This is a genomic window from Paraburkholderia sp. A1RI_3L, from assembly GCF_048957895.1.
Taxonomy (GTDB): Bacteria; Pseudomonadota; Gammaproteobacteria; order Burkholderiales; family Burkholderiaceae; genus Paraburkholderia; species Paraburkholderia kururiensis.
Window position 1 is genome coordinate 40,181 of sequence record NZ_JARCHA010000019.1, and the last position, 12,590, is coordinate 52,770.

Consider the following 12,590-nt stretch of genomic DNA (forward strand, 5'->3'; position numbering starts at 1 on the left):
TGCTTTCTCGCTTCCGTCAAAACGTTCCGCGTCTCGCCTCCGACCGAGCGACCGCTCAATGATCCGTGACCCGCCCCGGACGTTGGTTATTGCTGCGAGGAAACCGCACAACGTTCCCGGCCGAAATTTCAACGTCTTCCGCTTGGTTCGAAAGCAGTTCTCTGAGAAGCGAGGGTTGGACGCGCATTTGATGCGCGATGTCTGCCTGTGAGATGCCGAATGACTCTTGCAAAACCTGAACGCTATCCACAACCAGCTCGGGCTGCTCGGGCTCGATCTGCGCGTCCTCCACCTCAACTCTCGCTTCGCCGTGACGGGTCAAGCCGATCACTCCGCTCTTGTATTGCTCGTCGGAGAAGACTCCCAATTGCCTCCCCCGGTAAAGCGTGGCGGCCTTCGAGACTCCCCACCTCTTTTTGATCTCGGACAAGGCTGCCCAACTCAAGCGGCTTCCTCGCAGCGCAGCGCGGCACTCGGGCGCAAAATACCGACTGGGCATGAGAAAAGCACTCGCAAAACGGTTTGCCTGGGATTCCGTCATTTTGTCGCCCGTCTGCACACCGCTATGCAAGAAGAAGTGTCCCACTTCATGCGCTATGCCAAAACGCGTTCGACAAGCCGAACGGCCCTCAGGATTCACGCCAATAACCGGCCTGCGGGTGGCGAACGAGATCGCATCAATCTCGGACGCCAATCCGTTTAGCGGAACCACGACCGCTCCCGCATTTTCCGCCACGCGGGTCATATTCTGGATCGGACCCAGCCCGAGCTCCCAATGAGCGCGAGCCTGTTCAGCCGCGCGCTCAATCGTCTCAGCCGACGAACCGTCACCCTCGTCAAAGTTGTATTGCGGCAAATCAAGATACTCTTCAAGCGCATTGACCATCCGCTTCAAAAGTTCTCCCTTCGCTCGGGCCACTTGCCGCAGCGCGACTTTCGTCGTGAGCTGCTTGCGAAAATGGCATTGCTCGTCGGCGATGGGCATCGGGTCCGGCTCCGTGAAAAACTCGGGGAGGACTTTCAGCTCGGAGCAGACGGCTTCAACGAGCGCAGGCGTCGGCGCATCAACGCCCGCCTCGATGCGGCTAAGAAACTGCTTCGAGCGGTCAATCCGCTCGCCCAGCTCTTGCAGGGACAAGCCGTGGAATAGACGCGCCGTGCGCAGGTTGGACCCAATGAACATCATGACGTGACAGCTGCGCCTTCGTCGCCCGCGTCGGGGCGTTTGGGCGCGACGCGCGGCTTGCCCATCTCCCTCGGCGGCGGAGTGTCGGCGGCGACGGCATGCAATGCGCGGGCGGTGTCGGACACCCACTTGCATTTGACGACACGAGCAGAGTCTTCGCCCAGGAACACGACGCGCGGGTCGTCCGCCTCCGCGTAGCCGCCATCGAGCACAAAGCAGAACTTGCAGGGAACGCCACTCTCGACCGCCCCGAAAAAATCTTGCTGGAACGGCGTGGCGTCGAGAACCGCCGGCTTGGTGGGATTGGCCGGATCATCTGCAGCGAAACGGCAAGGAATGCCGCCGATCGTGAAGACCAGGTCGTTCCCGCCGTGACGCAGCTCCAGCCAGTCGTGTTCGCCCGACAACGCCACCGATTTGAGCCGGTTGCGCTGGCGACCGAAGCGCGTGCAGCCCCGCGTGTAACCGTCGTCGAAATCGCTTTGCAGCGCCGTGGCAGTCGAGAAGTGCTCCGCGATGAGAATGGATGCAATGACGGACAAACGATCGGCGCTCAGCGCCGGATGAAACACTTCGGGAAGAGGAAGGGACATGTAGGCGCCGTTTCGTGAATGTGCAAATCGGAAATAACGTCAACCGGATTTTTGTGCAAATTTTCGAAAACGTCAACAAAAATTTGGAGCGCAAACATCCGCTATCGGACTTCGCGCCGTCGGCCAGTTCGCCACCAGCAACACGCCCGACGGTAGTGGCACTTTCATAGTACGGTTTGCTAGCGACAGCATGTGCGATCGCTACGAGTACCACGTCAGATAAGGTATGGGTTTTGTGCGAAGACAATGCGGCGTCAGGCGATCAAACCTACAGTCCGAATTTTTGAATTCCGTCAATAAATTGCAAATAATCAAATACACTGTTTGCCAGCTCGGAACGACCAATTGACCGCAAATACCATTGGCGGCGACCTTGCCACTGCCGCGTGCCTCTTGTATGGGCGTGGAGATGAGCTTGCGTTATTGAGCGACTCTGCATGGTGACCATCGTGTGTTGGGATTGCCGTTGTCAAATGGGACATCACGTCAAGCGACCAGACGCGCCTACAGCACTGGCCGAACCTCATAGAAACTCTCGCGCATACCGGCGCATCCATAGGTACAGCGCCTCCCTGACACGTCCCGCAGCCCTCACCGAGCCAAATTCCCGAACGGCATAACCCCATTGCGCAATCCGGTTTGCTCTGGTCTCGGGTGACGGCGACGGTCCGTCGTCGCTAGCCGGCCCTGTGCAAAGCTTTCTTGCCGTCCCCTGAGCGATGTGAAAGCGTGTGGCTATAGCCTTATACGTCCATCCATCACTACGTAGTCGCGCAACGTCATCCGTTAGAAAAGCGAACCGTGTCGGCTTCACGTGCTGGGGAATACCTTCAAGAACGCCGGAATACTTGAATGAAAGGCCGCAACTGCATTTGGCAATGTAACCTTCCTCAACGCGCGTTCTCAGATTGACCGAGTGCTCAGATCCGGGGCGTGCATGCGGGCAGACCGGCCATGCCTCGTGGCAAGTGCTCCTCTGCAGACTTGACAGGAACTCCGCAAGTAGAACGGTTTTGTGCGCATGCCCCATCGGCAGTGTGCCGCGAAGGGCGGATGCAACCCAGTTCGAAGAGCATTTAGGGAATGCATCGATGTGTATCAGGAAGGATTTCCCGAAATGTTTTACCAAAGCATGGGTCAGGTCAGCTGTACGAATTCGATCCGGTCCATGTGCGAATCCCGCTGCGCGCGCGCTTTCCCTGAAGTGACTCGCCAGACGCTCAGGGAGAACCGAGACCGCGTTGTGAAGCAGGTATTGTGACATTTGCGAGACGCGCATACATGCATCGGCTTGACCAGATGTCAGGCTCAACTCGACCGGTTGGGCCAAGCTGCCGTTTGAATTAGGAATAACCAAGTAATGATGCCGCGACCGATCTGGACTTACCTCGACAAGCCACTGTTTATGCTTGCTGCACATCAGAACACCGGGCAGCAAATGCTGGCGTCTCCAGTAACCAGGGCGTCCCGCCTGACAGTCATCCGCCAGACATTCCGGACAATAGCGCAACCGTACCCCGACCATGAGCGCCTGTCCGACCCGATTGTCTCCTGTGCCCTCGCGCATCTGTTTGAGAAGCCTTTCGGCGATTTCATTGGTCAGCAACGCCGCGAAGTAAGGATAGACAGTCAGACGGTCAGCTATCTCGGCGGCGCTCCACGGCCACACGTGCCTGCATTGCGCTGCAAGGTAATCGAGGTTGTGCGGGCCCCCCGGAGATAAATGGCTGGCAGAGCCAAAAATCGATCGTAAGGCCGCGGAATAATGGCTGACCCGCACGCTCCGGAAGTAGCGGGCAATAACGCTGTACAGCGCCTCGTCTTCGTACGGAGGATCAAGATCAACTGCCATGCCCTCTCCGTCAAGCAGATGACGTATTCGACAGATGCGTGCCCGGGTATTTTCCGGCCATTGATCTGCGCCGCTCTGCGTATCAGCGCTTTACGCTCGCAGCTCGCGTGAGCCGATGCTCCTTCAGTACCTCGGGAGAATAACGTCGCACTGCCTTCCATAGCCCAGGCTCGGCGACCGCCGCCAGCCTGACGGCGCCGTATTTCTTCACGACCCGACACCATCGCGCGCGAAGCTGCGCGGCCGAATCTGTCCGGTACGGCAACGCATCGCTCACCTGGCGCCTGACCATCCTTCGGGCTGTGGTTTCCGACAGCTGAAGGTCGCGCGCGATATGGGCAACAGATCGCCCCGCGCGGAACAGGGCGTTCGCGCGTTCAGCATAACCTTGTCCATAGACCGTGACCTCCGCACCGACGGGATCTCCGCCGTCCACCGCGCGATACGCAAACGAGTGGCCGCACCGGCAATGTGCATAGTACCTGCCGTTGTGCGCTTCACGAGCCTCGACCTTATGGCATGAGCCATGGGCCGCGAGAGCGTTCGGACAGAATGGCCAGCCGTCAGCAGACATCTGGCTCGCCAGGCTCCCGCAGAAAACTGCCAGCAGGACATTGGGCAACGCACAGCAAGCACGCTGTCGCCCGGCGAGTCGCGCGACCACCCAGTTCTGCCTGGTGGCTGGGCAGAGATCGACCATCTCCAGATAGCGATTACCGTAAAACGCAATGAATGCCTCGAGAATCTTCCCGATTGAAAGCGCATCCCGTCCATGGGCAAACCCGGCATTGTGGAGTACTTTCCAACATGACTGGCGCAACTGCTCACCGTCGACCATGACCCTGGACTCCAGCAAATACTGTGCAGCCAGCGCAACCTGGCTGAGATTGCCTATTTGCCCTCGCGTCGCTGTGGGCGAAGTGATCTGACCATGCGCCAGTGCTTCCTGAACGGAAGGCCAAGGCGTCTGTGAACTGGAAGCATATTCCAGACTGCGGAGCCACGCGCCATGTCTCGGGCACACAATGACACCCGGCAATTGATGGGCGCGCCTGAAATGTAATGGGATACCGTCGCTCCTGTCCTCGTCAACACAGGCATCGCAGATCCGGACGACTCGCGGCTGGTGGATCAGCTTGGGCATGAACGTGGCCAATACACGCGACTGCCGTAGGATGAGCTTGTCAAGCATCGTCTTCGACTGGGCATGCGTGACAAACGCGGCGTAAAAGGGGAATAGTGTGTGCCGCTCTGCGATGTGTTCGGGCGAAATGCCCCATGTCAGGGCTGTATTCTCGGCTACACGAGAAAGGTTGTAGGCAAGAGCCGGCGAAAAATGCGCCCGATATCCGAACAGATGCGCAAGAAAGCACGGCCAGTTACGCACGCCAAGTTCGGCCGCATAGCGCGACACCATCCCGAACAGTGGCTCATCGGACTCGGGAGGAAAAAGATCGGTAGCCATGGTTCATCGCAGGATTTCCTGCACGCTTACTCCAGTTTTCCGATTCTCAATCCGCCAGCACTAACCTAAATACGAGCACGACGCGTAGACCAAAGGGGTCAGGCCGCCTTCGGAGGTGCGGACGAAGAGCGGGACTTCTCGACCCTCTGGAGCACCTCAAGTACCACCCCATACGACGTCAGCGCCGGCATATCGTGAAGAACCTGGTTGACCCACAGATCGGCGTCGCTCTGGGTGAAGGCGAGCGCGAGAAGAGCAGAAACCGCAGATGCAAAGGTCTGCTGGTGGACCCGGTCATGGAAGTCCTTCTCACCGGTGCTGCTCGACCGGCTCACCGCACGCCGATGCGCTTGGGCAGCCTCACCGCTTAGCACGTCGACATAACGGCCCAGCTCAGTGGAGTCCTGCTTGCGCAAAGCCTTGACGATCCCGGATAGCGGTGCAAGCAACTCGTCCTGTACCTGCGCCAGCAGCTTTGGCGTGATCTGTTCGTCACCCGTCTCAATCGCCATGTACTGCGCGAGCCTGGGTAGCAGTTTGATCAGGGCCGGCAATCCGGCACTGAGGCCGAGAATGACGGCTCTTACGCGCCTGAGATCTCGGACTGGCTTTTTCAGGAAATTCAGCACCAGGACTCTGTCGACGAACCTCTCATAGATCTCTCCGTTGCTGAACGGTTCCAGTATCTCGTAGCCGTCATTTGACACGCGTCTGGCCAGACGCAACCGGGTTTCGATGATCATCTCGATTTCCGGTGTGCCCATGACCATCATGCAGCAGCATCGGCTATTCAGCAGATTCACCACCGTATCCAGCAACTCGGTGTTGGCTGCCGCTCTCAGGAGATTCTGGAATTCGTCAATGACGAGCACGCCGGTGAAGTGCTTCATCAAGACGTAAACAACTTTCGCGGTGTAGTCGCCAGTGTTCGCGTTCGCTTTCATCTCCTTCAGATAGTGAGTGTCGAGATGATCATCAACCCATCCCAGTATATCTTTGAGAAATGTCTTGACACTGCCATTCGCTGGGCACGTGACGTAGATCCAGACCAGTTGCCTGAACCAGCACTCCGGGTTCCGCACATCCTTGTGACGGATGACAGGTGGGAATAGGCTCAGCACCAGCTTCATCGCAGTGGACTTGCCAGTCCCCGACATCCCGATCAGCGCACGGCAAGCGGCGTGCCCCTCCACCAGATCGGCAATGACTCCTGGTTCTCCAGCTTGAACCTTTCTGTAGGCATCTTCCATGCTTTTGTGATAGTCAATTCTCGGGTTGTACCGCTCATAGTGATTTCGCAAAGCGGTGTGCAGCCATTCGAGCAGGGTGATGTGCACAGGAAGGGTGATCAGCAAACGATCGATGCGGCTGATAGACATGAGGCGACGCTCTTTAGACCAGGTACCGCATGTCTCGGGGCAGGAAAGAGCGAAGTGCCGCTCAAGGCCATCAAGCGTTGCATCAAGGTTCGTGAAAGGCGGCAGCGCAAGGATAAGGGGGTTTTCGGCGTACTCGGGTAATTCGAGGGCGCCGTCGTGATACTCTGCATCTACATACCGCCGAGTGAGCGCAAAAATGGGGTCGTTGAAAATCTCCTGAGATGCATGTCTCCGGCCACGCGCGGCAACGGTACGTCCCGCTTCCGGCGAGCGGTGGTCATTGTGACGTTTCATTGGAAACTCCTTCGTCATTTGCGTCGGTGTCCTGCAGGACTCCACGCCGCGCGCCCAAAAGTTTGAGGGCCGCGGTTTCCCGCTTTGCCCTGAGTGAGCCGCTTCGTTCCTGCTGCGGCTGGGCGGAAGCGGGACTGTCAGTGGGGGTGGAGTTATGAGCCCTCGAAGGACCACTTTGCGATGGCGTACGCGCGTCCACCATCCGGTTCAGCGCGTTTTCCTGATTCCGCGCGTCGCTCATGCCCGTTGAGGTCGGATGCGGCTTGCCCGCGTCCTTGAGCGCGGCGCGCGTCCGTTTTTTTGCGATTTCCGTGTCGACGCGGGCGTCGTTCATCTGCCTGATCCGCCCTGCCTGCTGCATGAAGCGTTCCTCGCGGTTGTTCTCGTGCAGCTGATCCGCATACTGTTGGTGCTCTGCCCATGAGACGCCGTGCAGCGAGACCCCGGTATCCACCGCCGGGCAGAAGATGGGGAAGCCATTCAGTTCGACCCATATCCCGCCGACCTCATCGGGGTCGCTCTGGACAGGCACATGCCTGTCCTTGCCGCCAAGACGGCCCAGATAGGCGTCTTCCGTTTCCTTCGACGCATAGAAGCGGCCATGGACCTTGACGCCACGTTCGGTAAGCAGCCCTGTATCTCCGTGCCAGGTTGCCAGCTGAATGTCCCTGACGGAATGCTCATGGAGCGCCCCGGAAAGGTTCTCGATTCCCCATCGCCAACGGTTCAGCGGCGTGTTCGCCTCTCGCGCGAACACCAGTTCAGGGTGGGCAAAGTCACCGGAGAGCGGAGTCCTGTGATAGACATGAATGGCGCGCAGGACGTGCGTCATGAACTCGCTCAATGTGTAGATCGCGTCCCACGGATAGCGCCGCGGTCGTCCATGCTCATGCCAGTCGCACTCGACCACTCCGACGAGCTGACGTTGCCAGATCAGCGGCACACTTCCCCAGCGCCGCTCGGCAACCGCGCGCCACGTCGGAGTATACGGACGGCAATTACTTATCGATATGCCCAGCCTCGCAAGGCGCTGCCGGGGTTCCGCAGCCATGAACTCACTTCCGCGGTCTGCACCAATTGACGCGGACAGGAAATGGCATGGCCAGTCCTCGAATGTGATGAGAAAGCCGTAACGCGCACACAAATCGTGTTTCGACATAACCGCCGCTTCGATCACCGACGCGGCGGCGGCGTAGCTTGGACGCTCAAAGCTCACGCGTACTGCGACGATCATCTGGCTGAACCAGTCAATGAGGAAATAGATCGTCGGTCGCCCCACCACCACGGTCCGGTCCAGGCGTGAGAGCAGGTAGATATCAGCTACCGTCGCGTCGAGCAGAAACCTGTCGCCCGGCCCCTTCGTCCGCCTGTCAGCGCGCCCGTGCAGCAGCAATGGTCCTGGATATCCATGCCGGCGGGCGACCATCAGTGCGCGAGCATCCGGCTCTGACTGACAGAAGTACGCGACCTGTCTGGGCGTAATGATGCCGACCTCCCCCAGTTCTAGTTCTTTCAGGTGGCCCTGCTCATCTCTCACTTCGTGTTCTGTACGAGTCAGCCCGTTGAGTGCATCGCAGACATTCTCGTAGGTTGGGCGCGATCTCCTCCTGCGCCTTGAGCGTCTTGTCTGCCCGTGACGTTTCGTCTGTGCCAGCTCATGTGCCACCCGTCGCGCAATCGCGTCGGCCTTCTCGTCTTCACTCTTCCCGGTTCCCATTCGGGCGCCGAGCGCTTCAAGCCACCGGGCTTCGCTTTCGGTCAGCAGCAGATCCACGGCCTGCCACAGCAGACAGGTCAGTTGCTTGCCAGGGAGCATGTATTGTCGCTCCGGGTGCAGACGCTGCGATTTTGACCGGCGGCCTGGCCGGCATGTGTAGTTACGCCTGATGTGCTTCCCGCCCGGCTCGCTACGATAGGCGCCACCGTTTCGTGGTCGTCCGCAGTTGGGAAGATCGCTGCGCACTGCCCGCTCCGTCATGCCACGCTGGAAGAATCTGAGCAGGTCTCTACGGATGGTTTTTACCTGGACGCTCTCGCGTTCCGCCGCCTCACGGATAAGCCGGCCGCGCGTCGCGCGGTCAAGCAGTGGTCGGATCGCCGATGGATCGAACGTGCTTCCGGGCTGGACGAGGGGACGGATTCGCTTCCAGACTTCCGACGATTTGCTGTCGTGCCCGACGAGCGCGCTGCGCGTCCTCTTCTCGTCAGCGAACGGGTCCTCCAGAACCGGAAGCATCCGCTCTGCGCCGCGATAACAATCTTGGGTGAAGACCCGCAGATCCGCTGTCCTGTATCCGGAAAATCGGAGGTGCCTTCCCGTGATGGGGCAAAGCTCGGTGCGCTCGGTGTCGGAGTACACCACCCGGTAAACGAGCCCGGAGTCCGCCGCGCGCCAGAGACTGCGTACGGCAAATGGAATCCTGCATTGAATCCGCACCGGCACATCGCGCTCCGCGAAAGAATCAGTCCAGCGTGCGCGCCGCGGTTACCGTGAAGGCAGCGGGTGGCAGACAAAAGAGGTCGGGCGCGGACAGGTCCACCACCAGTGCCTGCATGGCGAGCAGTTGCCGGAGCGCACAGATCGCTGCGCCCGCGGGCAGCGATCCCCGTCGGCTGGCCGAGCGGCACGCCTCGCGAAGGGTCACGTGATCGTGGTGAACCAGTTCGTCGAGCAGCACCCGCTGAGCCTGTTGCTGCACATCGGTCAGCCCCGATCGCGTGATCTGCTCGGCCGAAGGAAAGAGCCAGCAAAGATTGGCTGCGAGGGGGGCGTTGACCCCATCACGGCGACATACGGAAAATTCGGTGCCGCACTCCCTCCAGTAAAGCTCAAGCAGCCTGCACTCGTTCTCGAGGGCTGGCGTCGATGCGCCATCTGAATGACGCGTCAGAATGGCTTCTTCCCATACTGCACCCTCTTCCTGCAGGGTCACGACCAGGTCGGTCAGCAGCACTTCCGGGTTGCTCGTCCCACCTGGATGATGCAAACCATGACGGAGAGCAATCGCCCTCGTATGCGACGTGACCGACGGGACGTGTTCACGGATATCGATGACATGAGGACGGAAATACTGCTCCATGAACACGGCGAGCTCGGTGTCGGACCGCAGCTCAACAGTCCTGTTGCCAAACTTTGCGCATGCGAAACGGTGGATCAGCCCGGAGCGTGGCAGCTCCAGTCCCCTGAGGGGGGACAGGTAACGATCGCCATGCACCATCCCCTCATTCTGTCGCGTCAGCAGACGACGGCGCGTGGAACGCGAAAGACCAATCACGATGTTCGTACTCCAAATCAATGACGATGCATCGGGCCTGTCGTTATGCCGTGCAATGGGGGCAAGCCGCGCCGAGGTTTCACAAAGCACAGGGCATTGCTCGACCCCACACCGCCGCCGGGAACGGCGGCACGCCAATGTCATGGAACGCGGCCTGTTCTCCGGCTAAGACAGCTGGACGCTGCCCTCACCCCACGGTCTGCGCCACTGGCAAATGACGAGCATCACACCGTGGGCGAAGGCCCACCGCTCGACCACGGCAAGCATGTCCGGCTGAAAGTCCATGACCAGTGCATGAGGCATTCCCTTCCGCCTGGAAAGGCGCTCAAGGCATGCTACCGCACTATGCTGCCTATCCGGATCCAGATCTGCGGACGTTAGAAACCGCTGGGTGTGCCAATCCCGTACGGTAACGCGACATGTATTCACAACGGCAGATAGTCCGGTTGTCCATCTGACATTGATCTGCCAGGTTTCATGGTCAGGACGCGTCCAGAGCCCCTGCTCCGCCGAGACCGAGCGGCGGCTCCCAAAGGGACGCGCGCTGTCGTCAGGATGTGGCCACGGAATGGGCTGCATGAGCGGGTTGTCGACCAGACCGGTTCGCGACGACGAGGGCGGAGCGCGGGACACATCCCGGCCACCGTCCAGCAGTTTGGTTCGCCGCTTCCCGACACCCGACAGCGGTGCCGCCACACCGTGGAACCTCTGCTCCGGCCACCTCAGTGAGGGCAGCAAGGCGTCGTTAGTCTGCGAACTACCCAGACTGCGCCGGATCTGCTCGAACGCGAGCGAGGCGTCGTTCACGTGCTTGTTCCTCCCTTCATGCTTGTCAAGCTTGTCATGCTTGCGGGGCCTGGCATTCTTGTGCCGTCCGTGATGCTTGCTCGCTTTGGCAATACCTCCGTTTGGCTTCATGAGCCCTCCTGTCTGGTGAAAGATGCGACGCCGGATGCGGGCGCGCTGGCAAACACCAGCGATGCATCGGCGTCCGTCAAAAGGAACTGCCAGACACACGCCGGCTCTGGTCCCCAAGGAGGCGGTGTAATCCTCATCCCGCACCGCATCCCCGTCTGAATTCTCGTAAGTACTCCATATTGTCAGCCGTGGATATCTCGAGGCACGTTGTGCCTGGGGCGGAGTACCTGACCGCTTTTTGAGCTAACTTTAGTTCATGCCGCTTCCGGGTCAAAGCTGGCCGTCAGGGAATCGCCTCCCTGTGCCGACCGCGATCGGACGGTAACTATCAGACGGTGACTAACAGGGACTTATAATTTTCTATGGCAAATCTCGGCACCAAACAAGGAGAGCCGGTCACCACCCAGCACGCTTATCCCCTCACAGCACGTTGTGCCACGACGATACCCTGCATTCCTAATCATCCTCATTTCGATACTGGCAGAATCGCGCGAGTCATCAGTCAACTACTCTAATGCTCAGACCATTCCGGGCGGTGGGGGTTTAAATTTCCTTATATGACTTCTTTATCTATCGGGCCGCACAGCGACCAGTGGCCGGCAGGCCACTCCACCCGGAGGCAGGTGTGACGGCAAGCCGCGTGCGCGGAGGCGCACTGCGAGGCCTCGATTCGCACGATAACAAAACTTATCCATTGCACGATTTTCTTTCCCTGACGTTTTTCCCTTGAATACCGCAAAGTGCGCCATGAAATCGGGAAATCCCGTCAACCCGGCGATTTCCCGCCATAATGAAAAAATGGGACGCACACCACTGAATACCCTCGAGACAGTCCGCGCCGTCGTCCGGCAGATGCTGGACGGGGCCGGGGTGGCTGCGCCCGTCACGCCAGCACTCTTCCGCCGGATCGTGACCACCCGGCGTATTCGCGAGGAACTCGGGGGCGGGGATCCAGCCTGGATTGGGCGGCAGGTCCGCGCGGTCGAGGCCGAAGTGATCAGCGAGTCCACGGCACGCTACACGGTGAGCGGCCTCCCCGCGCCGGTTGCCGACTCGATGCGCGGGCTGTGGTTGATGGCGCTGGAAGCCGCGCGTGGCCAATTTGCCGACGCACAGGCGAGCGCAACCGAAGCAGTGGCCCGCGCAGCGACCGAACGCGATAACGCCAACGCCCTGACGGCCATGCTGCGCGCCGAGCTCCAGGACTGGCAAAAACAGGCGCGCGAGCTCGACGTGCGGATCGGCCAACGGGAGGCGGAACTGGCTGAGACGCGCGGACGCATCTCCGAGGAGTCAGAAAGGGCACGCCTTGCCGAAGCCAGGCTCGCCGAATCGCTCCGTGCCAGCGAGGCCGCCCGGCAAAAGTACGACGAGGAACTGGCCACTGTCAGACGGGAATATGCGGGTCTTTCCCGCCAGCTGTTCATTGCGACCGACCAGCTTCGCCAGTCGCTGGCCGACAGACAGGCTGCCGTGCAGCCGGAACTGGAATCGTTACGCCGACAACTGGCCCAGGTCACCGCGAAATACGAGAAGCTGGCACGCGCTGGCGCAGGGGTCGCCACGCTCAACCCTGGCGGCAGCCCGTCCGTCGGCACGCAGGACCCTCCTGCCGGCTAACCCGGCAG

Annotated in this window: 8 protein-coding genes; 1 reads left to right on the plus strand and 7 read right to left on the minus strand. The window is 60.0% G+C overall.

Annotation, left to right across the window (positions count from 1 at the left end):
- Positions 1–55: 55 nt before the first annotated feature.
- The 7 genes from PXJ20_RS30155 to PXJ20_RS30185 all read right to left on the minus strand — a co-directional run bounded on the left by PXJ20_RS30155 (position 56) and on the right by PXJ20_RS30185 (position 10,044).
- Complete coding sequence (locus PXJ20_RS30155) at positions 56–1,186, minus strand: helix-turn-helix domain-containing protein (protein WP_421031528.1); 1,131 nt, start codon at positions 1,184–1,186, stop codon at positions 56–58.
- Positions 1,183–1,779 carry a hypothetical protein gene (locus PXJ20_RS30160; RefSeq protein WP_421031529.1) on the minus strand — a complete coding sequence of 199 codons (597 nt, stop codon included), beginning with the start codon at positions 1,777–1,779 and terminating at the stop codon, positions 1,183–1,185. The genes PXJ20_RS30155 and PXJ20_RS30160 overlap by 4 nt, the downstream gene beginning before the upstream one ends.
- Before the next feature lie 523 nt (positions 1,780–2,302).
- Positions 2,303–3,631 (minus strand): TniQ family protein, encoded by a 1,329-nt coding sequence (locus PXJ20_RS30165; protein ID WP_421031530.1) that lies wholly within the window; start codon positions 3,629–3,631, stop codon positions 2,303–2,305.
- An 82-nt stretch (positions 3,632–3,713) separates the two neighbouring features.
- On the minus strand, positions 3,714–5,096 hold the full coding sequence (locus tag PXJ20_RS30170) for a TnsD family Tn7-like transposition protein (protein WP_421031531.1): 1,383 nt from the start codon (positions 5,094–5,096) through the stop codon (positions 3,714–3,716).
- 98 nt (positions 5,097–5,194) lie between these two features.
- Positions 5,195–6,769, minus strand: coding sequence for an ATP-binding protein (locus PXJ20_RS30175; protein ID WP_421031532.1), 1,575 nt, complete (start codon positions 6,767–6,769; stop codon positions 5,195–5,197).
- Positions 6,753–9,212: an integrase catalytic domain-containing protein gene (locus PXJ20_RS30180; RefSeq protein ID WP_421031533.1), complete on the minus strand. Its 2,460-nt coding sequence runs from the start codon at positions 9,210–9,212 to the stop codon at positions 6,753–6,755. The genes PXJ20_RS30175 and PXJ20_RS30180 overlap by 17 nt, the downstream gene beginning before the upstream one ends.
- A gap of 19 nt (positions 9,213–9,231) precedes the next feature.
- Positions 9,232–10,044 carry a TnsA endonuclease C-terminal domain-containing protein gene (locus PXJ20_RS30185; protein ID WP_421031534.1) on the minus strand — a complete coding sequence of 271 codons (813 nt, stop codon included), beginning with the start codon at positions 10,042–10,044 and terminating at the stop codon, positions 9,232–9,234.
- Positions 10,045–11,709: 1,665 nt separating this feature from the next.
- Between PXJ20_RS30185 and PXJ20_RS30190 the strand changes: the two genes are divergently transcribed.
- Positions 11,710–12,582: a DNA-binding protein gene (locus PXJ20_RS30190; RefSeq protein ID WP_421031535.1), complete on the plus strand. Its 873-nt coding sequence runs from the start codon at positions 11,710–11,712 to the stop codon at positions 12,580–12,582.
- The last annotated feature ends 8 nt before the right edge of the window (positions 12,583–12,590 follow it).

Coding starts and splice junctions, on each gene's coding strand:
- PXJ20_RS30155 (WP_421031528.1), bottom strand. CDS start 1,186: ATGATGTTCATTGGGTCCAACCTGCGCACGGCGCGTCTATTCCACGGC.
- PXJ20_RS30160 (WP_421031529.1), bottom strand. CDS start 1,779: ATGTCCCTTCCTCTTCCCGAAGTGTTTCATCCGGCGCTGAGCGCCGAT.
- PXJ20_RS30165 (WP_421031530.1), bottom strand. CDS start 3,631: ATGGCAGTTGATCTTGATCCTCCGTACGAAGACGAGGCGCTGTACAGC.
- PXJ20_RS30170 (WP_421031531.1), bottom strand. CDS start 5,096: ATGGCTACCGATCTTTTTCCTCCCGAGTCCGATGAGCCACTGTTCGGG.
- PXJ20_RS30175 (WP_421031532.1), bottom strand. CDS start 6,769: ATGAAACGTCACAATGACCACCGCTCGCCGGAAGCGGGACGTACCGTT.
- PXJ20_RS30190 (WP_421031535.1), top strand. CDS start 11,710: ATGAAATCGGGAAATCCCGTCAACCCGGCGATTTCCCGCCATAATGAA.